This is a genomic window from uncultured Aquabacterium sp. (assembly GCF_913773725.1).
In the GTDB taxonomy this organism is placed as follows: domain Bacteria; phylum Pseudomonadota; class Gammaproteobacteria; order Burkholderiales; family Burkholderiaceae_C; genus Aquabacterium.
This window is the reverse complement of the sequence record NZ_CAJYGK010000132.1, coordinates 1-22,760: the sequence shown is the minus strand read 5'-3', so window position 1 is coordinate 22,760 and position 22,760 is coordinate 1. Positions and strand designations below refer to the sequence as shown.

Genomic DNA, 22,760 nt, shown 5'->3' with positions numbered 1-22,760 from the left:
CTGGGTGCCGACATCGCCTGCGGCACCACCCAGCGCTTCGGCATGCCCATGGGCAACGGCGGCCCGCACGCCGCCTACCTGGCCACAAAGGACGAGTTCAAGCGCTCCCTGCCCGGTCGCCTGGTCGGCGTGAGCGTGGACAGCCATGGCAACACCGCCTACCGCCTGGCCCTGCAGACCCGCGAACAGCACATCCGCCGCGAAAAGGCCACCTCCAACATCTGCACCGCGCAGGTGCTGCCGGCCGTCGTGGCCAGCATGTACGCGGTCTACCACGGCCCCGAAGGCCTCAAGCGCATCGCGCTGCGCGTGGCCGGCTACACCGCCATCCTGGCCAAGGGCCTGCAGCAACTGGGCCGCCAGCTGATCCATGACACCGGCTTCGATACCGTGCAGGTGCGGGCCGCCGACCGCGACGCCATCCTGTCCGCGGCCGAGGCCCAGGGCATCAACCTGCGTGCAGCCAGCGCCGACACCGTGGGCATCACGCTGGACGAAACCACCACCCGCCAGGACCTGAGCGACCTGCTGGCGCTGTTCGCCAACGGCCAGGCCGTGCCGGCCATCGACACGCTGGCCCAGGGCCTGACGCTGCGCCTGCCCGAAGCCCTGCGCCGCTCCAGCGACTTCATGACGCACCCGGTGTTCAACACGCACCACAGCGAAACCGAGATGCTGCGCTACATCCGCGCCCTGTCCGACAAGGACCTGGCGCTGGACCGCACCATGATCCCGCTGGGCTCGTGCACCATGAAGCTCAACGCCACCAGCGAGATGATTCCCATCACCTGGCCGGAGTTCGCGCACATCCACCCGTTCGCCCCGCGCCACCAGCTCAAGGGCTACGAACTGCTCGACCAGCAACTGTGCGCCTGGCTGTCGCAGGCCACCGGCTACGCGGGCATCAGCCTGCAGCCCAACGCCGGCTCGCAGGGCGAGTACGCCGGTTTGCTGGTCATCAAGGCCTACCACGACGCCCGCGGTGAGGGCCACCGCGACATCTGCCTGATCCCCGAAAGCGCCCACGGCACCAACCCGGCCAGCGCCCAGATGGTCGGCATGAAGGTGGTCGTTGTGAAGTGCGACGCCGACGGCAACGTCAACCTCGACGACCTGAAGGCCAAGTGCGAACAGCACAGCGCCAACCTGGCCGCCGTGATGATCACCTACCCCTCCACCTACGGCGTGTTCGAAACCCGCGTGACCGAGCTGTGCAAGCTCGTGCACCAGCACGGCGGCCGCGTGTACGTGGACGGCGCCAACATGAACGCCCTGGTCGGCCTGGCCGGTCCGGGCGAGTTCGGCGGCGACGTCAGCCACCTGAACCTGCACAAGACCTTCTGCATCCCGCACGGCGGTGGCGGCCCCGGCGTCGGCCCCGTCTGCGTGGTCGAAGACCTCGTGCCCTACCTGCCGGCACACCGCTCGGCCGGCCTGGGCACCGACGTGCAGGTGGGCGCCGTCTCGGCCGCGCCGCTGGGCAACGCCGCCGTGCTGCCGATCAGCTGGATGTACATCCGCATGATGGGCGCAGACGGCCTGAAGGCGGCCACCGAAGTGGCCATCCTGAACGCCAACTACGTGGCCGCCCGCCTGGCCGACCACTACGACATCCACTTCAGCAGCGGCAAGGCCGAGGTGAAGGGTGGCGGCGTGGCGCACGAGTGCATCCTCGACCTGCGCCCACTGAAGGACACCAGCGGCGTCAGCGCAGAAGACGTGGCCAAGCGCCTGATCGACTACGGCTTCCATGCTCCGACGCTGAGCTTCCCGGTCGCTGGCACGCTGATGGTCGAGCCGACCGAAAGCGAATCGCAGGCCGAACTGGATCGCTTCTGCGACGCCATGATTGCCATCCGCGAAGAGATCCGCCAGGTCGAGCAAGGCCAGTGGCCGCAGGACGACAACCCGCTGAAGAACGCCCCGCACACGGCCGCCAGCCTGCTGCAAGGCGAGTGGGCCCGCCCCTACAGCCGCGAAACCGCCGCGTACCCGGTCAGCAGCCTGCGCCTGCAGAAGTACTGGTCGCCGGTGGGCCGTGTGGACAACGTCTACGGCGACCGCAACCTGTTCTGCTCCTGCGTGCCGGTCGGCGATTACGCCTGACGAAAAGCCCGAGCCAGGACCCGGGTTTTCGGTTGCCTTTGGCCTGCGGGCCGGCGAGAGTGAGGCGTCAACGGCGTCGGTCAGAGGCTCGACGGCGCCTCTTATCGCCTGAGCCTCGCACTCGCGCACGCGCAGCGTTGCGCCTGGAAAGGCCTTCATGCACGGTGCCGCTCAGCCTGCGCATCCAGGACGCCCCGGGAGCCCCGAGGACCCGTCCAGCCGCGCGGCCGGGCTGAACCATGAGGGCCTGCTGCTGGCACTGGATCACACCGACACGGGCATCTGGCAGTGGGACACCGTCTCGCACCAGAACGTCTGGTCGGAAGCCGTCTGGCGGCTCTACGGACTGGATCCGACCCTTCACCCTGCCTGTTTCGACAGCTGGTTGACGAGTGTCCATCCGGAAGACCAGCAAACCGTCAGCCAGACTGTCAGGCAAGCAGCCCATCGCCGAGCCCCCTTTGAGGTGCAGTGGCGCACGCACCCCGACCGGGGCCCCGTCCGCTGGTTGATGTCCCGCGGTTACCCGGCCAGTCATCCGGCCGATCCGCTGTACACCGGCGTGGTGCTCGACATCACCGCGCGACGCGAAGCCGAACTCACGCTGCAGACACTGAATGCGACGCTCGAGCAGCGCGTGGCCGAGCGCACGGCAGCCCTGTCCGACCACCAGCACCGACTGCAGCACATCCTTGATGGCATCCCGGGCATGGTCGGCTACTGGGACCGCGACTACCGCAACCGCTTCGCCAACCGCGCCTATCAGGCCTGGTTCGGCAAGAGCCCGGAGGCCCTTTGCGGCACCCACATCCGCGAACTCCTGGGCGAAGACCTGTTTGCCAAGAACCTGCCTTACATGGAAGCCGCCCTGCGGGGTGAGCCCCAGTGCTTCGAGCGGGACATCCGTACCCCCAGCGGGGAACTGCGATACGGGCAGGCGCACTACGTGCCCGACTGGCGTGACGGCGTGGTGCAGGGTTTTCTTGTCCTCGTGTTCGACATCAGTGCCGTTCGGGCGGCGCGGCAGGCCGCAGAAGAGGCCAACCAGGCGAAGAGCACCTTCCTGGCCAACATCAGCCATGAGCTCCGCACCCCGCTGAACGCCGTCTTCGGGCTGGCTCAACTGGGATGCCGTCAATCCCGGCCGGATGAAACCCGCCACACCTTCGGACAGATCCTGGCCACAGGCCGACACCTCCTCGCCCTCATCAACGATGTCCTCGACTACTCGCGCATCGAGGCGGGAACGCTCACGATCCAGGAGGGCGAGGTCGACCTGGCGATGCTGCTCGACCATGTCCTCACCATGTGCGCGCCGCAGGCGGAAACCAAAGGCCTGTCCCTCCTCGTCAGCGACGCGGACGACGTCCCTCGGCGCTTCCGCGGCGACTTCACGCGCTGCGCCCAGATCCTGCTCAACCTGGTCACCAACGCCATCAAGTTCACTGACCACGGCATGGTGCACCTCGACCTGGACGTCACGCAGGACACCTTGCACATCACCGTGCGCGACACCGGCATCGGCATCCCCCCAGAGGCTCGTCACCGCCTGTTCAAGCCGTTCGAGCAACTGCACGTCGACGAAGCCCGCCGCGCTGACGGCACCGGCCTGGGGCTCGCCATCAGCCAGCGTCTTGCGGGCATGATGGGCGGCAGCATCACCCTCGCCTCCGAACTGGGCCAGGGCAGCACCTTCACCCTGTCCCTGCCCCTTCACGAGACCGCCGCCGTTGACTGGCATCCCTTGCGCCAGGTGGCGGCGTTGCGAAGCGAGCGCATCGCGATGCAGAGACTGACCCACCTCCTGCAGGCACGCGAGCCTCGGATGCAGATGCTGAACACCCTCCCGTCCCCCGCCAGGGCGCCCCGCATCCTGCTGATGCATCAGCAGGAGGTGGGTTCACTTCCGACGCCGGCCCTCCTGGCGCTCACGCGCAGCGGTTGCCGGCTCATTCTGGTGGGGCCGCCTCACGGCAGCGCGCGCGCCGAGGAAGTCCCGGTCATCACCGTGTCCGAACCACAAAGCCCGTTGCGGTTGCTGTACGCAGTCGAGCAGGCCGGTCCCTCTGGCTCGGTCGGCGACGACGCTCGGCGTCTCGCTGGCCTGCGCATCCTGGCCGCGGAAGACAACCCGGTGAACCGAGTGGTGCTCGAACAGATGCTGCAGCAGGAAGGCGCCGAGGTCGACTTCGCCTGTGACGGTCTACAGGCACTGGACCGGGTTCGCGCGCGGGGTGACGGTCATTTCGACCTCGTTCTGTGCGACATCCAGATGCCCCACATGGACGGCTACGAGACCACACAGGCCCTGGCCCATCTGGCCCCTGGTCTGCCGGTGATCGGCCTCACCGCCCACGCCTTCCAGGCTGCCCGGGAGCGGGCGTTCCAGGCGGGCATGGTCGACTACGTGACCAAGCCTTACCTGCTCACCCCCTTGGTGGAGGCCATTCTCCGTCACAGTCGCAGGCCCCCGAAGGCGCCCGATGCGGACGGTCCGGCTCCCAACGCCGCCGCGCCGGATCGCGGTCCGCCCGGTCCGTCCACCCTGCCCGGCGACGTCAACGCCGAAGCGTTCTGGACACACTACGCACACCAGCCCGCGCTGCGGACCAGGCTGGTCACTGCGCTGGAGCACACGCTGCCAGAACTCGCCAGGCAACTTCAGGACGCGTTGAGCGCGCAGGATCTGGAAGCGGCCGGGCGCGTGCTCCACAACGTCAAGGGCACCGCCCTCAACCTGCATGCGCCCATGCTCACCGCGCAGGCCATCACCGGCCTCACGCATGCGAGGGCAGGCTCGGCCCTCACCTGGGAGTCCGTACAGGAGGTGGCCACCTCACTCCAGAGCCTGATGACCGGATTGCATCGCCTGGGCGACGACGCCTCGGCGGCCGATGCGGTCCACCGCGCCCAGCGTCAGTAGATCAGGCGATCGGGACGCAGGTCCCTGAGGATGGTGGTAGCGATCTCCTCGATCGACTTGTGTGTAGAGGAGAGCCAGGAAATGCCCTCGCGCCGCATCATCGATTCCGCCGCCTGCACCTCGATGCGGCAGTTCTGCAGATCGGCATAACGGCTGCCGGGCCGCCGCTCATTGCGGATCTGGCTCAGCCGCTCCGGGTCGATCGTCAGGCCGAAGCACTTCTTCTTGTACGGCTTGAGCATGCTCGGCAGAAAGCCACGGTCGAAGTCCTCCGGGATCAGTGGCACGTTGGCCGCCTTGATGCCGTGCTGCATGGCCAGATACAGCGAAGTCGGCGTCTTGCCACAACGGCTCACGCCGACCAGCACCACATCCGCCTCTTCCAGGTTGCGAGACGACTGACCGTCATCGTGCTCCAGGGCGAAGTTGATCGCATCGATGCGGTCGTTGTACTCCCGGTCCTGGCTCGCGTCGCTGAAGCGGCCCACGCGGTGGTTCGACTTCATGTTGAACTCGTGCTCCAGGGGCTCCACAAAGGTCTTGATCACGTCGAAGACCTTGCCCTGACAGCCCTTGAGGATGTCCAGCACCTCGTCGTTGGCGAGCGTCGTGAAGACGATGGCGCGCTTGCCCTCCCGAACGCAGGCGGAATTGATCTCGCGCACCACCTGATGGGCCTTGTCCACCGTGTCGATGAACGGACGGCGGATGTGCCGGGGCTTGATGGCGAACTGCGCCAGGATGGAGTTGCCCATGGTCTCGGCGGTGATGCCGGTGCCGTCGGACACGAAGAAAACGCTGCGATCGCTCATGGCAGAACGGACCGTGGGAAGCGCCCCACGGTCAAAGGGCCCAAAAACCCACATTCTGCATCCGCAGGACACGGGGACACCCCTACAATCGCCTCCATCTGGTGCACCACACCGGTCAAAGCCCATAAGAACCAACGGCTTGCACACAATGCAGGCCGTCAAAACAGGCTCACTCCGGCGGTGCCCGACCCATTTTTTCACCATCCGGAGCTTTGTCATGACCCAACGATTCGAGCCGACCGCCCTGGTCGTGCCTTTCGAACAACTTCGCATGTCCGACGTGGAAGTCGTCGGCGGCAAGAACGCCAGCCTTGGCGAAATGATCTCGCAGCTGCCTGACGGCGTGCGCGTGCCCACCGGCTTCGCGACCACCGCCCACGCATTCCGCGAGTTCCTGAAGCACGACGGCCTGGCCGACCGCATCAGCCAGCGCCTGGCCACCCTCGACACCGAAGACGTGCGTGCCCTGGCCGCCGCCGGTGCCGAAATCCGCGGCTGGGTCGAAGCCCAGCCCTTCCCCGCCGACCTGGAAAAGGCCATCCGCGACGCCTTCGTGGTGCTCGCTGGTGACAACCTCCAGGCCTCGTTCGCCGTGCGCTCGTCGGCCACCGCCGAAGACCTGCCCGACGCCTCGTTCGCCGGCCAGCAGGAAACCTTCCTGAACGTGGTCGGCATCGAAGACATCCTGCACAAGATGAAGGAAGTCTTCGCCTCGCTGTACAACGACCGCGCCATCTCCTACCGCGTGCACAAGGGCTTTGCCCACGACGTGGTAGCCCTGTCGGCCGGCGTGCAGCGCATGGTGCGCTCCGACCTCGGCGCCGCCGGCGTGATGTTCACCATCGACACCGAATCCGGCTTCTCCGACGTCGTCTTCATCACCTCCAGCTACGGCCTGGGTGAAACCGTGGTGCAGGGCGCCGTCAACCCCGACGAGTTCTACGTCCACAAGCCCGCACTGAAGGCCGGCAAGCAGGCCGTCATCCGCCGCAACCTGGGCTCCAAGCTGATCAAGATGGAGTTCAGCACGCCCGAGGAAAAGGCCGCCACTGGCAAGCTGGTTAAGACCGTCGACACCACGGTCGAGGCCCGCAACCGCTACTCGCTGAGCAACGAAGACGTCACCGAACTGGCCCGCTACGCCCTGATCATCGAGCAGCACTATGGCCGCCCGATGGACATCGAATGGGGCAAGGACGGCACCGACGGCAAGCTCTACATCCTGCAAGCCCGCCCGGAGACCGTGAAGAGCCAGCAGCAAGGCAAGGCCGAGCAGCGCTACAAGCTCAAGGGCACCGGCACCATCCTGGCCGAAGGCCGCGCCATCGGCCAGAAAATCGGCACCGGCCCCGTGCGACTGGTGCACTCCATCACCGAGATGGACCGCGTGCAGCCCGGCGACGTGCTGGTCACCGACATGACCGACCCCAACTGGGAGCCGGTGATGAAACGCGCCAGCGCCATCGTCACCAACCGCGGTGGCCGCACCTGCCACGCCGCCATCATCGCGCGTGAACTGGGCATCCCCGCTGTGGTCGGCTGCGGCAACGCCACCGAGCGCCTCAAGGACGGCACCCTGGTCACCGTGGCCTGCTCGGAAGGCGACACCGGCTACATCTACGAAGGTCTGCTGGAAACCGAAGTCACCGAAGTGACCCGCGGCGAGATGCCCCACATCGGCCTGAAGGTCATGATGAACGTGGGCAACCCGCAGCTGGCCTTCGACTTCGCGCAGATGCCGAACAACGGCGTGGGCCTGGCCCGCCTCGAGTTCATCATCAACAACAACATCGGCGTCCACCCCAAGGCCATCCTCGACTATCCGAACGTCGACAATGACCTGAAGAAGGCTGTCGAATCGGTGGCCCGCGGCCACGCGTCGCCTCGCGCCTTCTACGTCGACAAGCTGGCTGAAGGCGTGGCCACCATTGCCGCCGCCTTCTGGCCCAAGCCCGTCATCGTGCGCCTGTCGGACTTCAAGTCCAACGAGTACAAGAAGCTGATCGGCGGTTCGCGCTACGAGCCGGAAGAAGAAAACCCGATGCTGGGCTTCCGTGGCGCCTCGCGCTACATCTCGCACGAGTTCGGCGAAGCCTTCGCCATGGAATGCGAGGCGCTCAAGCGCGTGCGCAACGACATGGGCCTGACCAACGTCGAAATCATGGTGCCCTTCGTGCGCACCCTGAAGCAGGCCGAGCGCGTGACCAACATGCTGGCCGACCACGGTCTGGTGCGCGCCGCCAAGGGTGGCACCGACGGCCTGCGCGTCATCATGATGTGCGAAGTGCCCTCGAACGCCATCCTGGCCGAGCAGTTCCTCGAGTACTTCGACGGCATGTCGATCGGCTCGAACGACCTGACCCAGTTGACCCTGGGCCTGGACCGCGACTCCGGCCTCGAGCTGCTGGCTGCCGATTTCGACGAGCGTGACCCGGCCGTCAAGGCGATGATCTCGCGTGCCATTGCGGCCTGCCGCGCCACCGGCAAGTACGTCGGCATCTGCGGACAAGGCCCCAGCGACCATCCGGATTTCGCCGAATGGCTGGCCGCAGAAGGCATTGTGTCGATCTCCCTCAACCCCGACACAGTGGTCGAGACGTGGCAGCGCCTCGCTGCCCGGTCCTGATCCCGGTCGAGACACAGTACGTGAAAGGGGCTTCGGCCCCTTTTTTCATGGCCCGATGACTGCCTCTCTCCCGCCATCCCATCACGCCCATGCTGCTCCGGGCTGGGTACACCGCGCGCGCGCCCTTCTGTGGCCGGCATCCACGCTGCCCAGCCGCAAGGAGCGCCTGCGCGCCGCCTTCGGCGCCGGCATCGGTCTGCTGATCACGGCTGTGGTGTGCCACGCGCTGGGCCCGGCCGGGCCTGCCAACCTGTGGCTCATGGCCCCACTGGGCGCTTCCGCCGTGCTGGTGTTTGCCGTCCCGGCTGGCCCGATGGCGCAACCCTGGGCTGCACTCGGCGGCAACACCCTCTCGTCGCTGATCGGGCTCGGTCTGGCCTTCAGTGGGATCGACGTGCAATGGGCCGGGCCGTTGGCGGTGTGCCTGGCGATGGCGTGCATGCTGGCGCTGCGGTGTCTGCATCCACCCGGCGGCGCCGTGGCACTCACGGCCGTGCTCACGCACACCACCCACTGGACCTTTCCGATCTTTCCCGTCTTCACCAACACGTTGCTGCTGGTATGCGCCGGGGCGGTGTACAACAGCCTGACCGGTCGCCCCTATCCGCATCCGCAGGGCGCCCCCGGCTCTGGCCGACGCGACCTCGGCACCGGCCCGGCCGAACCCGATGCGCTGAGCGAGGTGCTGCGGCGCTACAACCAGGTGCTTGACGTCAGTCGAGACGATCTGGAGGCCCTGCTGCACGAGACCGAACGCCTGGCCTACCGCGAGCGCCTGAGCGCGCTACGTTGCAGCAACATCATGTCGGCGCCCCCCATCACCGTGCAGTTCGGCACCCCCTTGCAAGAGGCATGGAACCTCCTCGCCCAGCACGACATCAAGGCCTTGCCCGTGGTCGACCGCTACCAGCATCTCGTGGGCATCGTCACCCGCGCCGACTTCATGCGTCATGCCCAGGACGGGGCACAGAGAACCGGCAACGAGGTTCGTGCCATGGCCGAGCGCCTGCGAGCCCTGCTGCGACCGACGCCAGGAACCGATTCCGACAAGGCCGAGGTCGTCGGCCAGATCATGGCGCGGCAGGTGCGCGTGGCCAGCGCCGACCGCGCCCTCATCGACCTGCTGCCCCTGTTCACCGAGGGCGGGCACCACCACATTCCCATCGTGAGCGAGGACCGCAAGCTCGTTGGCATCCTGACGCAGTCCGATTTTCTGCGGGCGTGGTCCCGCGCGGTGCACGACGGCTGGCGCCAGGGTTGAACCCGTGCTAGACTCGCAGGCTTTCCCGAATGTTGGGTGTTCCTGCGTTTTCAAGGCGCGGAGCACGCAGCCCTTGCCGTCAGCGGGTTTGACGCTTCGCGACGGCTTCCATCAACTGGAATCCACAAGGAGTTTCCATGCGTCACTACGAAATCGTCGTGCTGATCCACCCGGATCAAAGCGAACAGGTTCCGGCCATGCTGGAGCGCTACAAGACCCTGATCACCTCCAACGGTGGCCAGGTGCACCGCGTTGAAGACTGGGGCCGCCGTCAATTGGCTTACCAGATCAACAAGCTGGCCAAGGCTCACTACCTGTGCCTGAACATCGAAACCAGCAAGGAAGTCCTGGCTGAGCTCGAAACCGGCTTCAAGTTCAACGACGCCGTGCTGCGTCACCTGACCGTGCAGAAGGACAAGGCCGAGACCGCTCCTTCCGTGATGATGAAGCAAGTTGAGCGTGAAGAGGCCCGCAAGGCCGCTCAGGAGCAAGCCGCTGCCTGATTGATGCCGCAAGGCATCCAGGCACCACGTCCCCGCGACCGGCGTCCGCGCGCACACGGCACGACATGAATCAAGTCCTGCTGTCCGCCAAGATCGTCGAGCGCAAGGCGCTGAGATACACCCCCGCCGGCCTTCCTGCCCTTGATCTCGTGCTTGAACACGAATCCGAGGTAACGGAAGCCCAGCAGACCCGCAAGGTGAAGCTGGAGCTCAGGGCCCTGGCGCTTGGCGACATCGCCAACCGCCTGAACCGGCAGGACACCGGCATGCCCATCGGCATCACCGGCTTCCTCGGGGCTCCGCGCAACGGACGAGGTGTGCTGCTTCACATCACCGAACTCAACGACATCGTTTAAACATCCATTCGGATACTGAGAGGTCATCATGGCTGCTCCCCGCTCCAAGAACGGCAAGTTCTCCAAAGACCGCAAGGGCAAGCGCAACACGCAATCCCTGCTGTTCCGCCGCAAGCGCTTCTGCCGCTTCACCGTCGCTGGCGTCGAACAGATCGACTACAAGGACGTTGACACCCTGCGCGACTTCATCGCTGAAAACGGCAAGATCATCCCCGCTCGCCTGACCGGCACGCGCGCGATCTACCAGCGTCAGCTGACCACCGCCATCAAGCGCGCTCGCTTCCTGGCCCTGCTGCCCTACAGCGATCAGCACCGCGTCTAAGGAGTCCCTGTCATGCAAATCATCCTCCTCGAAAAAGTCGCCAACCTGGGCAACCTGGGTGATGTGGTCAAGGTCAAGGACGGCTACGCCCGCAACTTCCTGATCCCGACCGGCCAGGCTCGCCGCGCCACCGAAAAGGCCGTGGCCGAATTCGAAGCCCGCCGCGCTGAACTGGAAAAGGCCCAGGCTGAGAAGCTGGCTGCCGCCCAGAGCGTCGGTGAGAAGCTGAACGGCAAGACCATCAGCGTCAGCCAGAAGGCCGGCGTGGATGGCCGCCTGTTCGGCTCCGTCACCAACCACGACATCGCCGACGGCCTGAAGGCTGCCGGTTTCGACGTGGCCAAGCAGCAGATCCGTCTGCCGAACGGCCCGCTGAAGACCGTGGGCGAGCACCCGGTCTCGGTCGCCCTGCACACCGATGTGGTGGTGGACGTGACCGTCGCTGTGGTCGGCGAAACCGTCTGATCGCTGCACGCGGAGATCACAGCCGGGTTCAGCCCGGGCTGTGAAGCACACAAAGCCGGCTCATGCCGGCTTTGTTCATTGTGGACACCCACTTTTCCCCTGTCCTGCACAGCTCATCCTCAGGCAACCCCCAGCCCGTACACAGGCTTGCCCACAGCCTTGTCCACAGCGGGAAGCCGGCCGTGCACCGCCGTTGCGCCTGCAGGCGCGACGCCTGAAAGCTCCCCCCTTATCATTGCGTCATGGCCGCTGTGTTCCCCTCCTCCGACGCGTCGAACGACACCCGCATTCCGAGCGACGAGATCGCCAAGCTGCGGGTTCCGCCGCACTCCATCGAGGCCGAGCAAAGCGTGCTGGGTGGCCTGCTGCTGGACAACAGCGCATGGGACCGCGCCTCCGACCTGCTCAGCGAAAGCGACTTCTATCGGCACGAGCACCAGCTGATCTTCACCGCCATCCAGCAATTGGTGAACGCATCCAAGCCAGCCGATGTGATCACGGTCTACGAGCAGTTGCAGATGTCGGGCAAAGGGGCCGACGTGGGGGGCCTGGCCTACCTGAACGCTCTGGCGCAATCGGTTCCCAGCGCCGCGAACATGCGGCGCTATGCCGAGATCGTCCGCGAGCGAGCGGTGCTGCGCAAACTTGTCACCGTCAGCGACGAGATTGCCACCAACGCCTTCAACCCGAGCGGGCGCTCGGTGTCGGACATCCTCGATGAAGCCGAAGCCAAGATCATGAAGATCGGCGAGGAAGGCAACAAGAGCAAACAAGGCTTTCACTCGATGGACGGTCTGGTGGTCGACCTGCTCGACCGGGTGACCGAACTGGCCGACAACGGTTCGGAAGACGTCACCGGCGTGCGCACGGGCTTCATCGAGATGGACAAGATGACAGCCGGCCTGCAGAAGGGGGACCTCATCATCCTGGCCGCCCGCCCTTCGATGGGCAAGACGGCCTTTGCGCTGAACATCGGCGAAAACGTGGCCGTCAACGAAGGCCTGCCGGTGGCTGTCTTCTCGATGGAAATGGGCGCCTCGCAGCTCGCACTGCGGATGGTGGGCTCCATCGGGCGCATCAACCAGCAGAACCTGCGCACCGGCCGGCTGACCGACGACGAATGGAGCCGACTGAGCGAGACCGTCGAGAAGCTGCGCACCGCCAACGTCTTCATCGACGAAACACCTGGCCTGTCACCCAACGAACTGCGGGCCCGGGCACGCCGTCTGGCACGTCAGTTCGGCGGCACGCTGGGCCTCATCATCATCGACTACCTGCAGCTGATGAGCGGCTCGGGCGGCAACGAGGAAAACCGCGCCACCGTGATCGGCGAAATCTCGCGGGGGCTCAAGGCCCTGGCCAAAGAGCTGCAATGCCCCGTGATCGCGCTGTCGCAGTTGAACCGTTCGGTCGAAACGCGGCCAGACAAGCGCCCCATGATGTCCGACCTGCGGGAATCCGGCGCCATTGAACAGGATGCCGACGTCATCATGTTCATCTACCGCGACGAGTACTACAACCGCGAGTCCAAGTTGCAGGGCATGGCCGAGATCATCATCGGCAAGCAGCGTAACGGCCCCGTGGGCAGCGTGCATCTGGCCTTCCTGAAAGCCAACACCCGGTTCGAGAACCTGGCACCCGGCACCTACGTCGGCGGCGACGAATACTGATCCTGATCGGGCCTCACAGGCCGTGGCGCGCCAGCCAGGCCTGCAATTGCGTGGCCGGAAGGGCACCCGAGACCCGATCGACCTCGTGCCCTCCACGGAACAGGATGAGTGTCGGGATGCTGCGGATCTGATTCCGCGCTGCCACGCCCTGGGCGGCCTCGGTGTCGACCTTCGCAAAGCGCAGCTGGCCAGCGTACCGCGCCGCGGCCTGCTCGAAGACCGGCGCAAACATGCGGCACGGGCCACACCACGCGGCCCAGAAGTCCACCAGAATCGGCAACGGATCCCGGGTGATCATGCGATCGAAGCTGGCGTCCGTCAGCGCGACTGGCGCAAGCGGCAACACCGGCTTCCGGCATCGTCCGCACTGCGGATCCTCATGCAAGCGTTCAGCCGGCACGCGGTTGATGGCCAGGCAGTGCGGGCACACGAGTTCCAGCGTAGAGGTGGCGTTCACGGGACGTTCTCCTGACATCGGGAACGCAGATGGTGACGTGAGGCCAGAAAACAAGAAGGGCTGCAACGCCCGGCGGCGCGCAGCCCTGTGTGTGCAAACCAGCGCCTGGCTGGATCAATCGTCGTTGCCGCCCAGCACACCCAACAGATGCAGCAAGGCCGAAAACACGTTGTACAGATCCAGGTAGATGGCCAGTGTGGCGGTGACGTAGTTGGTCTCGCCACCATCCATCACCCGCTTCAGGTCATACAGGATGAAAGCGGAGAACACACCGATCATGAGCGTGGACACCGCCAGCATAAGCGCCGGCATCTGCAGCCAGATGTTCGCCACAGCGGCAACCAGCGTGACCAGCATGCCGACAAACAGCCACTTGCCCATGCCGGACAGGTCGCGCTTGATGGACGACGCCAGCGTGGCCATGGCTCCGAACACCACAGCGGTGCCCCCGAATGCGAGGCCGATGAGTTGCGCCCCGTTCGACAGGCCCAGCACGGCGCCGATCAGCCGCGACAGCATCAGCCCCATGAAGAAGGTAAAACCCAAGAGCAAGAGCACCCCGACACCCGAGTGTTTGAACTTCTCGATGCCGAAGAAAAAGCCGAATGAGACTGCCATGAAGACGCCGAAAGCCATCAGGGGGCTGCCAGCGAAGAAGCTGAACCCCATGGCCACGCCGAGCCAGGCGCCCAGCACGGTTGGTACCATCGAGAGCGCCAGCAAAGCATAGGTGTTGCGCAGCACGCGCTGGCGCTGAGCGCCGATCGAGTCGCCACCGTAAACAACATCGATGGGCTTGAGCGAACGATCCATGTTTCCTCCAATCCACACAGCCTGAACAGGCCGTTTTATGTTGCATTGTAGAGGCTGGCGTCGCTGCCCTCCCAGTTCCCCGGGGCACGAGACCCCGATGACACCGTGGCTGATCACTTCGTGAGGATCAATTTGCCGAGTTTCGTCAGTCGCAACTGGTACACCGCGCCTTCATGCAGGATATGGAGCACCCTCCCGCCCTGAAAGAGATGGTCACTGTGCAGGATCACGGGGGCGTCTGGCGGCGTTCCGGGCTGGCCGCCCTGGTCCTCTCCCATGCCACTGGGCAATCCGCGGTGAGGGGGCGCTGGCGTGAAAGACGGTTCCATGCGCCACATTGTAAATGCGAACAATTCGCAATACAAGCGTGACAGGTCACATCACGTTCGGCGCCTCAGTGACTCGTACAGGCAAATGGCCCCAGCGACCGCCACGTTCAACGATTCCTCGCCCCCCGGTTGGGGAATCGACACCGTCATGGCGCACTGCTTCATCAGCGACGCATCCACACCCTGCCCTTCGTGCCCCAGCACCCATGCACAAGGCTCGGGCAACGGTGCCTCGGGCAGCAGGTGATCCGCATGCGAACTCGTGGCCACCAGAGGGATCTCCAAGGCCCCCAGGTCTTCCGGAGCCACCTGCTCGACCAGATGCAGGCCGAAGTGGGCCCCCATTCCAGCCCGCAGGACCTTGGGAGACCACAGTGCGGCGGTGCCCTTGATCGCCACCACCTGCCGCACGCCCAGCGCCGAGGCACTGCGCAGGATGCTGCCCACGTTGCCGGCGTCCTGCAGGCGGTCCAGAACCACGGTGGGCACGCCGGCAAGCAAGGCCGGCGTGTGGGGTCGCCCGAGAATGAACCCGATGCGCGCGGGCGACTCCAGTCCGGTGAACTGTCGCCACAGCGCCTCGGGCACGACGACCACCCGCTGGGCCACCGTGGCCAGGTTCGTCAGGCGCCGGGCCTGCTCGTCTTGCCCTGCCGCGCTGCCGTGCTCGCCCAGCCATGCCGTGTCGGCAACCACCGCCGTATCGATCTCCACCTGGCGCTGCACGGCCGCCGCACACAGGTGGTCGCCCTCCAACCAGATGTCACCCAGCTTGCGGTAAGCCGTCGGGTCCTGCGCCAACTTGCGCAGGCGCTGAATCAAGGGGTTATCGCGCGAGGTGACGGCTTGAGGTGGACGCATGGTGGCGCGATCGGCAGGGCTCATACAGGTGGCAGAGGTCAGGCGCGCGTCAGGCGGCCACCGGGCCGCTGGCATGACAAGGCGCCAGGTCGAGGGCAAGGGCTTCGGCTGGCACCGGGGCCACTCGCCCCTCGGCCAGCGCAAGCCGCACGGGCGCAAAGCTGCGGCGGTGCGCGGGCGTCACGCCATGGCGGCCCAGGGCGGCCAGATGAACAGGCGTGGGGTACCCTTTATGCGCATCAAAACCGTGGTGAGGGTAGCTTGCGTGCAGCGCCTCGCACAGTCGGTCTCGGTGTACCTTGGCCAGGATCGAGGCCGCGGAAATCGCCTGAACCTTCGCATCTCCCTTGACGATCGCCTGCGCCGGCACGTGCAGATGCGGCGGCACGCGGTTGCCATCGACCTGCACCAGCGAAGGCTTGAGCCGCAGGCCTTCGACGGCCCGCTTCATCGCCAGCATGGTGGCATGGAGGATGTTGAGACGGTCGATCTCCTCGACGCTGGCCTCGGCGATGCAACAGCACAGCGCCTTGGCGCGGATCTCGTCGAACAAGCGCTCACGCGCGCGTGCGGTAAGCTTCTTGGAGTCGTTCAGACCAGCGATCGGTTGAAGGTCATCCAGAATCACGGCCGCGGCGACAACGGGTCCGGCCAGGGGCCCTCGCCCCGCTTCGTCGACACCGGCAAGCAAGCCTGCCACCGGCTCTGTCAGCAGCAGATCCAGCTGGGCCTCACCCTGCTGGTCAGCGCGCTTCAATGATCTCGGCGATGGCATCGGTGGCAGCCCGGGCCGTGTCGCGGCGCAGGGTATGGTGGAGTTCGACAAAGCGCTGCTGCACCGCATCGGCGCGACCGGGCTGGTCCAGCCAATCCGTCACATCGCGAGCCAGTTGCACGGGCTCAGCGGCATCCTGTAGCCGCTCGGGCACCAGGAACTCGCGCGCCAGGATGTTGGGCAGGCCCACCCATGGCAGGTAGCCCATGTGCCGCATGATGTGCCAGCTGAGGGTACTGACACGGTAGGCAATCACCATCGGGCGCTTGAACAACGCCGCCTCCAGCGTGGCCGTGCCCGAGGCGATCAGCGTCACGTCGCAGGCGGCCAGCGCGTCATGCGACTGACCGTCCAGCAGCGTCAGCGGCGCGTCGGGACAGTGCTCGCGCACCAATGGTTCGATCATGCCGCGCAGCCCTGGCGCCATGGGCAGCACGAAACGCAGGTCGGGCCGCTGACGCGCCAGCACAGCCACAGTGGCCAGGAAAGTGGGCGCGATGTAGCGGATCTCGCCGCGACGGCTGCCAGGCAGCACAGCCACCAACGGCGTGTCTGCGCCGATGCCGAGCTTCGCCCGGGCCTCGGCACGCGGCGGGGTCAGCGGGATGGTGTCGGCCAAGGGATGGCCGACAAAGCTCGCCCCGATGCCCTTGGCGTGGTAAAGCGCCGGCTCGAACGGGAACAGGCACAGCATGTGGTCCACCGAGCGGTGAATCTTGTTGATGCGCCCGCCCCGCCAGGCCCAGATCGACGGACTGACAAAGTGCACCGTCTTGACGCCTGATGCCTTGAGCCGAGCCTCGAGCCCGAGGTTGAAGTCGGGCGCATCCACCCCGATGAACACGTCGGGCCGATCGGCCAGCAACCGCGTTCCCAGCGCTTCTCGGATGTTCCAGATCTCGCGGAATCGGCGCAGCAGTTCCAGGTTGAATCCGTGTACGGCCAGCTTATCGCTCGGCCACCAGGCATCGAACCCCAGCTCGGTCAAGCGGGGGCCGCCAATGCCGGCCGCTTGCAGATCGGGCCAGCGGCGCTGCATGCCGCCCAGCAGCAAAGAGCCCAGCAGGTCGCTGGACGCCTCTCCGGCCACCATGGCAATGCGGGTCATGCGCCCTCCCCTGGCCACCCGTGCATCAACGCACGATGCCCCGGCTGGCCGAGGCCAGGAAGGTCAGCATGTTGTCGATGTCGGCATCGGCGTCGGGTTGCTGGCCGCGCAGCGCAGCAATCTCGGCCTTGGCGGCTTCGAGCGTCAGGCCACGGCGGAACAGCACCTTGTGCACCTGCTTGAGCATGCTGAGGCGCTCCGCGGAATAGCCCTTGCGACGAGGCCCTTCCTGGTGCACGTTCTGCACTTCGGCCGGGTTGCCGGCGGCCACCGTGAACGGCGGCAGGTCTTGCGACAGCCGGGTCTGGAAGCCCAGCATGGCGAAGTCGCCGATGCGCACGAACTGGTGGATGCCGCTCATGCCGCCGATCAGCGTGTGGTTGCCCACCAGCACATGGCCGGCAAACTGCACCGCATTGGCGATCACGTTGTGGTCGCCAATGACGCAGTCGTGTGCCACGTGCACGTAGGCCATGACCCAGTTGTCGTGGCCGATCTGAGTCAGCCCCTTGTCCTGGACCGTGCCCGTGTTGAACGTGGTGAACTCGCGGATGGTGTTGCGGTCACCGATGATCAGCTGCGTGGGCTCGCCCTTGTACTTTTTGTCCTGAGGATCGGCGCCCAGCGAGGCAAACTGGTAGATGCGGTTGTCACGACCGATCGTGGTGTGGCCCTCGATCACGCAGTGGGGCCCCACGCTGGTGCCTTCGCCGATGCGCACGTTCGGGCCGATCAGCGTGTGCGCCCCCACCGTCACCGAGTCGGCCAGCTCGGCCTTCGGATCGACCAGGGCGGTCGGATGGATGCTCGCCATGGGCTCAGGACACCTTGCGCACGGTGCACATCAGGTCGGCTTCGACAGCCAGCTCTTCGCCCACCAGCGCGCGCGCCTTGAACTTGTAGATGCCGCCCTTGTTGCGGTCCATGGCCACATCGAGGAAGAGCTGGTCACCCGGTTCGACCGGACGCTTGAAACGCGCGCCGTCGATGCCGACGAAGTAGTACACCGAGTTGTCGTCGACGCCACTGCCCTGGGTTTCGAATGCCAGCAGCGCGGCGGCCTGGGCCAGGGCCTCGAGCATCATCACGCCCGGCATCACCGGACGGTTGGGGAAGTGACCCTGGAAAAACGGCTCGTTGATGGTGACGTTCTTCAGCGCGCGGATGCGCACGTTCTTTTCAACTTCCAGAACGCGGTCCACCATCAGAAACGGGTAACGATGGGGGAGCTTTTGAAGGATCTTGTGGATGTCCATCAGCTTTTCACTTGCTTTTCAAGGGTACGAATGCGGTCACGCAGGGCGTGGAGCTGACGCAGGGTCGCTGCGTTCTTCTCCCAGTTCGCGTTCTCGTCGAACGGGAATGCACCGCTGTAGAGGCCCGGTTTGAGCACCGAGCGGGAAATGAGGGTGCCCGACGACACGTGAACGTGGTCGGCGAGCGTGAGGTGGCCCAGGATCATGCCGGCGCCGCCCACCGTGCAGTGCTTGCCGATGCGGGCGCTGCCGGCCACGCCGACACAGCCGGCCATGGCCGAGTGATCGCCGATGTGGACGTTGTGGGCAATCTGCACGAGGTTGTCGAGCTTGACGCCATTGCCGATCACGGTGTCGTCCAGCGCCCCGCGGTCGATGCAGGTGTTGGCACCCAGCTCCACATCATCGCCGATGCGGACGGCGCCCAGCTGCTCGATCTTCTCCCAGCGGCCCTGGTTCGGCGCGAAGCCGAAGCCATCGGCACCGATGACCACGCCACTGTGAAAGATGCAGCGTGCACCCACCACACAGTCGAAACCGATGGTGACATGCGCGGCCAACCGCGTGCCGGCGCCCAGGCGCGCCCGCGCACCGACCACGCAATGCGGGCCGATGACGACATCGTCTTCCAGGATCGCGCCGGCTTCCACCACGGCCAGCGGGCCGATGGACACGCCCGCGCCGATCACCGCAGTGGCGTCGACCACCGCCGTGGGGTGGATGCCCCGCTCCGGCTGGGGACGCACGCGCTGCGCCCACCACTGGGTCAGGCGCGCAAAGTACAGATAGGGATCGGGGGTGACGATGACAGCGCCGCGTGCTGCCGCCTCATCCTGCAGGGCCGGGCTGACGATGACGCAGCCAGCGCCTGTGGTGGCCAGCTGTGCCTTGTACTTCGGACTGGCAATGAACGCGATGCTGTCAGGACGGGCAGCCTCCAGCGGGCTGATCTGGCTGATGACCAGTTCGGCGGGGCCATGGAGTTCGCCTCCCAGCGCGGTCACCAGCTCGCCAAGACTGACAGACCACGCTGAGGACGGGCTGTCGGCTATGGGCGTGGGTGCATGGGTCCGGGGCTCGCTCACTTGCTCGACCCGCCGTTCAAGGCCCGGATGACCTTGTCGGTGATGTCCACACGAGCACTGGCAAACACGGCTTCCTGCACGATGAGGTCGTACTTCTCCTGATCGAAGATCTGTCGGACCACACGGTTTGCCCGATCCAGAACCGAAGACAGCTCTTCGTTCTTGCGTTGATTCAGGTCCTCCTGGAACTCACGGCGCTTGCGCTGCAGATCCCGATCCTGCTCGATCAGGTCCCGCTGGCGGCGCGCACGCTCGCTCTCGCCCAGCGTGGGTGCGTCTTTCTCGAACCGGTCAGAAGCTGATTTCAGCCGGGCCTCACCATCGACCAGATCCTTCTCGCGACGGCCGAATTCCGACTCCAGCTTGGCCTGGGCCGCCTTGGCGGGCGCCGCATCACGCAGAACCCGATCGAGGTTGACGAACCCGATCTTGAGCTCCTGCGCCTGCACAGCCAGGGCGCCCGTCAGAAGGGCTGCCGCCACCAGGGTCTTGAAGTACGAGGTCATGGTCAGAATGCGGTGCCGATCTGGAACTGAAGACGCTGGATTTTATCTTGATCGAAGTAGCGAACCGGCTTGGCATAGCTCAGCTTCAGGGGCCCCACTGGCGAAATCCAGCTGATGCCCACGCCCACCGAGGCCCGCAGGTCCTGTGCGCGGATGGACTGATCTTCGCCCCAGACGTTGCCCACGTCGGTGTAGCCGAAGAGGCGCAATGTGCGGTCGTTGCCAGCGCCGGGGAATGGCACGTAGAACTCGGCGTTGAGGTTCAGGCGCTTGTTGCCGCCGAGATAGGAACCCTCGATGTCGACCGGCCCCAGTGAGCTGACTTCGAAGCCCCGCACGGTACCGAGGCCGCCACCATAGTAGTTCTTGAACACGGGGTAAGGCTTGCCTCCCAATCCCTTGCCGTAGGAGAACTCGCCGTTCAGACCGATGGTGTAGGCCTTGGAAATGGGAATGTATTGCTGCGCCTGGTAGCTGCCGCGCGCGTACTCGGTCGAACCGGCCACACTGAAATCGACGTTCAGGCGCTGGTACCGGCCGCGGGTCGGCGCGATCACGCTGTCGCGGGAGTCCCGTGCCCAACCGACACTCAGCGGGTAAGACGTTGCAGGCGAACCGAACTGCTCCCGCGCCAGGGTGTAGCGCACCGGCAGACCAGTCGTGCCCTCGATCTTGTTCTGCTCGATACCGGCGCCGAAGAACACCGTGTCGAACTCGGTGAACGGCACCCCGAAACGGATCGTTCCCGATTGCGTGACGATCTTGTAATCCCCGGTGGTCGTCCGATAGGGGCGCGAGGTCCGGTGCACCAGTTCATAGGTGCGCGAGATGCCGTTGTCCGTGAAGTACGGATCGGTGGCGCTCACGATGATCGTCCGGTTGAACCGGCTGGTGTTGATGTCCAGCCCCAGGTAGTTGCCCGAGCCGAACACGTTGTCCTGCCGGATCGAGGCCGTGACAGTGAACTTCTCGGTACTCGAGAAGCCCGCCCCCAGCATCAGGTTGCCGGTCGGCTTTTCTTCCACGGTGATGGTCAGATCCACCTGATCGGCCGTACCCGGCACCTCGGCGGTGTCGATGCTCACATTCTTGAAGTAGCCCAGACGGTCGACGCGGTCACGGGAGAGCTTGATCTTCTGGCCGTCGTACCAGGCAGATTCGAACTGCCGGAACTCGCGGCGAATGACCTCGTCCCGGGTTCGCGAGTTGCCCGCCACGTTGATGCGTCGAACATAGACACGGCGTTGCGGTTGGGCCACCATGACGGCGACCACCTGGCCCTTCTCCCGGTCGAGCTCGGGGCGGAAATCGACACGTGCGAACGCATAGCCAAAGGCAGCGAACCTGTCCGTGAAGGCCTTGGTGGTGGAAGCCACATCCTCTGCGCGATAGGCCTCACCCGGCTGGATCGTCACCAGATTGCGGAATGCCTCTTCCTTGCCGAGGTAATCCCCCTCCAGGCGGACACCCGTCACCACGTAGCGCGGGCCTTCGACGACGTTGACCGTGATCGAGATGTCCTGCTTGTCCGGCGAAATCGCCACTTGCGTGGACTCGATGCGGAACTCCAGGTAGCCACGGTTCAGATAGTAGGACTTGATGGTCTCCAGGTCGGCATTGAGCTTGGCCCGCGCGTACTGGTCGGACTTGGTGTACCAGGTAAGCCAGCCGCCGGTGGTCAGGTCCATCTGGGCCAGCAGGGTGCTCTCGCTGAAAGCCTTGTTGCCGGTGATGCGGATCGACTTGATCTTGGTGACCTCACCCTCGGTGACGGTAAAGGTCACGTTCACGCGATTGCGCTCGGCTGGCGTGATGGTGGTGACCACTTCCACGCCATAGAGGCTGCGCGAGAGGTATTGCCGCTTGAGCTCCTGCTCGGCGCGGTCAGCCAGGGCGCGGTCAAAGGGCTGCCCCTCGCCGATTCCGATGTCTTTCAGCGCCTTCACCAGGTTGTTCTTGTCGAATTCCTTGGTGCCGACAAACTCGACCCGGGAAATGACGGGGCGCTCCTCAACCACAACCACAACGACGTTGCCATCGATCTGGATGCGAACATCCTTGAACAGGCCGGTGGCAAACAGCGCCCGCAGGCCGGTCGCCCCTTTGTCGTCGGTGTAGGTGTCGCCGACCCGGAAAGGCAAGGACGCGAAGACGGTGCCCGCGTCGGCCCGCTGCAGCCCCTCGACACGGATGTCCTTGAGCACGAAGGGCTCGACGGCCCAGGCAGACTGGAAGAGCGAAGAAGCCAGCAGCGCAGCCAGCAGGGTCGGCTTCAGCCGAGCAGACGTCATGGAAGGGATGTGCATGCAGTGAAACTCAGTGCGCGCCGAACAGGCGAGCCAGGTCGTTGTACAGGGCCAGCGACATCATCGCCAGCATGATGGCCATGCCACCACGTTGGAGGCGGTCCAGCCACACGTCGGAGACCGGACGCCCCGTGACGCCTTCAAAAAGATAATACATGAGGTGTCCGCCATCGAGGACGGGCAGCGGCAACAGGTTCAGCACGCCCAGGCTCACGCTCAC

22 protein-coding genes are annotated in these 22,760 nt (G+C 65.4%); 9 read left to right on the top strand and 13 right to left on the bottom strand.

Annotation, left to right across the window (positions count from 1 at the left end):
* On the top strand, positions 1-2,106 hold a 2,106-nt coding region (gene gcvP / locus QZ709_RS15710; RefSeq protein ID WP_294638332.1), incomplete at its 5' end, for an aminomethyl-transferring glycine dehydrogenase.
* Between the two features lie 157 nt (positions 2,107-2,263).
* A complete protein-coding gene (locus QZ709_RS15705) occupies positions 2,264-5,029 on the top strand; it encodes an ATP-binding protein (protein WP_294638331.1) in 2,766 nt (921 codons plus the stop codon).
* Here QZ709_RS15705 and QZ709_RS15700 read toward each other — a convergent pair.
* Positions 5,023-5,841, bottom strand: coding sequence for a pyruvate, water dikinase regulatory protein (locus QZ709_RS15700; protein WP_294638330.1), 819 nt, complete (start codon positions 5,839-5,841; stop codon positions 5,023-5,025). The two genes, QZ709_RS15705 and QZ709_RS15700, sit on opposite strands and share 7 nt — an antisense overlap.
* Before the next feature lie 217 nt (positions 5,842-6,058).
* On the opposite strand from QZ709_RS15700, the gene ppsA reads away from it, so the two are divergent.
* The 7 genes from ppsA to dnaB all read left to right on the top strand — a co-directional run bounded on the left by ppsA (position 6,059) and on the right by dnaB (position 13,044).
* Positions 6,059-8,467: a phosphoenolpyruvate synthase gene (ppsA, locus tag QZ709_RS15695; protein WP_294638329.1), complete on the top strand. Its 2,409-nt coding sequence runs from the start codon at positions 6,059-6,061 to the stop codon at positions 8,465-8,467.
* Between the two features lie 55 nt (positions 8,468-8,522).
* Positions 8,523-9,728, top strand: coding sequence for an HPP family protein (locus tag QZ709_RS15690; RefSeq protein ID WP_294638328.1), 1,206 nt, complete (start codon positions 8,523-8,525; stop codon positions 9,726-9,728).
* Between the two features lie 137 nt (positions 9,729-9,865).
* Positions 9,866-10,231: a 30S ribosomal protein S6 gene (gene rpsF, locus QZ709_RS15685; RefSeq protein ID WP_294638327.1), complete on the top strand. Its 366-nt coding sequence runs from the start codon at positions 9,866-9,868 to the stop codon at positions 10,229-10,231.
* A gap of 65 nt (positions 10,232-10,296) precedes the next feature.
* Positions 10,297-10,587, top strand: a complete 291-nt coding sequence (gene priB, locus QZ709_RS15680) for a primosomal replication protein N (RefSeq protein WP_294638326.1) — start codon at positions 10,297-10,299, stop codon at positions 10,585-10,587.
* Between the two features lie 28 nt (positions 10,588-10,615).
* Positions 10,616-10,909, top strand: coding sequence for a 30S ribosomal protein S18 (rpsR, locus tag QZ709_RS15675; protein WP_058086160.1), 294 nt, complete (start codon positions 10,616-10,618; stop codon positions 10,907-10,909).
* A gap of 12 nt (positions 10,910-10,921) precedes the next feature.
* Positions 10,922-11,374 carry a 50S ribosomal protein L9 gene (gene rplI / locus QZ709_RS15670; protein ID WP_294638324.1) on the top strand — a complete coding sequence of 151 codons (453 nt, stop codon included), beginning with the start codon at positions 10,922-10,924 and terminating at the stop codon, positions 11,372-11,374.
* Positions 11,375-11,616: 242 nt separating this feature from the next.
* Complete coding sequence (dnaB, locus tag QZ709_RS15665) at positions 11,617-13,044, top strand: replicative DNA helicase (RefSeq protein ID WP_294638323.1); 1,428 nt, start codon at positions 11,617-11,619, stop codon at positions 13,042-13,044.
* A gap of 13 nt (positions 13,045-13,057) precedes the next feature.
* Here dnaB and trxC read toward each other — a convergent pair whose 3' ends face one another.
* The 12 genes from trxC to QZ709_RS15605 all read right to left on the bottom strand — a co-directional run.
* Positions 13,058-13,501: a thioredoxin TrxC gene (trxC, locus tag QZ709_RS15660; protein ID WP_294638322.1), complete on the bottom strand. Its 444-nt coding sequence runs from the start codon at positions 13,499-13,501 to the stop codon at positions 13,058-13,060.
* Positions 13,502-13,615: 114 nt separating this feature from the next.
* Positions 13,616-14,314 carry a Bax inhibitor-1 family protein gene (locus tag QZ709_RS15655; RefSeq protein ID WP_294638321.1) on the bottom strand — a complete coding sequence of 233 codons (699 nt, stop codon included), beginning with the start codon at positions 14,312-14,314 and terminating at the stop codon, positions 13,616-13,618.
* A gap of 113 nt (positions 14,315-14,427) precedes the next feature.
* Complete coding sequence (locus QZ709_RS15650) at positions 14,428-14,592, bottom strand: hemin uptake protein HemP (RefSeq protein WP_294638320.1); 165 nt, start codon at positions 14,590-14,592, stop codon at positions 14,428-14,430.
* 102 nt (positions 14,593-14,694) lie between these two features.
* Positions 14,695-15,504 carry an RNA methyltransferase gene (locus tag QZ709_RS15645; protein ID WP_294638319.1) on the bottom strand — a complete coding sequence of 270 codons (810 nt, stop codon included), beginning with the start codon at positions 15,502-15,504 and terminating at the stop codon, positions 14,695-14,697.
* A 49-nt stretch (positions 15,505-15,553) separates the two neighbouring features.
* Positions 15,554-16,279 (bottom strand): ribonuclease HII, encoded by a 726-nt coding sequence (gene rnhB / locus QZ709_RS15640; RefSeq protein ID WP_294638318.1) that lies wholly within the window; start codon positions 16,277-16,279, stop codon positions 15,554-15,556.
* Positions 16,248-17,387 carry a lipid-A-disaccharide synthase gene (gene lpxB, locus QZ709_RS15635; RefSeq protein WP_294638317.1) on the bottom strand — a complete coding sequence of 380 codons (1,140 nt, stop codon included), beginning with the start codon at positions 17,385-17,387 and terminating at the stop codon, positions 16,248-16,250. The genes rnhB and lpxB overlap by 32 nt, the downstream gene beginning before the upstream one ends.
* Before the next feature lie 25 nt (positions 17,388-17,412).
* Complete coding sequence (gene lpxA, locus QZ709_RS15630) at positions 17,413-18,201, bottom strand: acyl-ACP--UDP-N-acetylglucosamine O-acyltransferase (RefSeq protein ID WP_294638316.1); 789 nt, start codon at positions 18,199-18,201, stop codon at positions 17,413-17,415.
* Between the two features lie 4 nt (positions 18,202-18,205).
* Positions 18,206-18,646: a 3-hydroxyacyl-ACP dehydratase FabZ gene (gene fabZ, locus QZ709_RS15625; protein WP_294638334.1), complete on the bottom strand. Its 441-nt coding sequence runs from the start codon at positions 18,644-18,646 to the stop codon at positions 18,206-18,208.
* Entirely contained in the window at positions 18,643-19,695 is a 1,053-nt protein-coding gene (gene lpxD / locus QZ709_RS15620) for a UDP-3-O-(3-hydroxymyristoyl)glucosamine N-acyltransferase (protein ID WP_294638333.1), read from the bottom strand. The genes fabZ and lpxD overlap by 4 nt, the downstream gene beginning before the upstream one ends.
* A gap of 29 nt (positions 19,696-19,724) precedes the next feature.
* On the bottom strand, positions 19,725-20,234 hold the full coding sequence (locus QZ709_RS15615; RefSeq protein ID WP_294638315.1) for an OmpH family outer membrane protein: 510 nt from the start codon (positions 20,232-20,234) through the stop codon (positions 19,725-19,727).
* A 2-nt stretch (positions 20,235-20,236) separates the two neighbouring features.
* Positions 20,237-22,540, bottom strand: coding sequence for an outer membrane protein assembly factor BamA (bamA, locus tag QZ709_RS15610; protein ID WP_294638314.1), 2,304 nt, complete (start codon positions 22,538-22,540; stop codon positions 20,237-20,239).
* A gap of 10 nt (positions 22,541-22,550) precedes the next feature.
* Positions 22,551-22,760 (bottom strand): site-2 protease family protein (locus QZ709_RS15605; protein ID WP_294638312.1); only part of this gene is annotated, 210 nt, incomplete at its 5' end.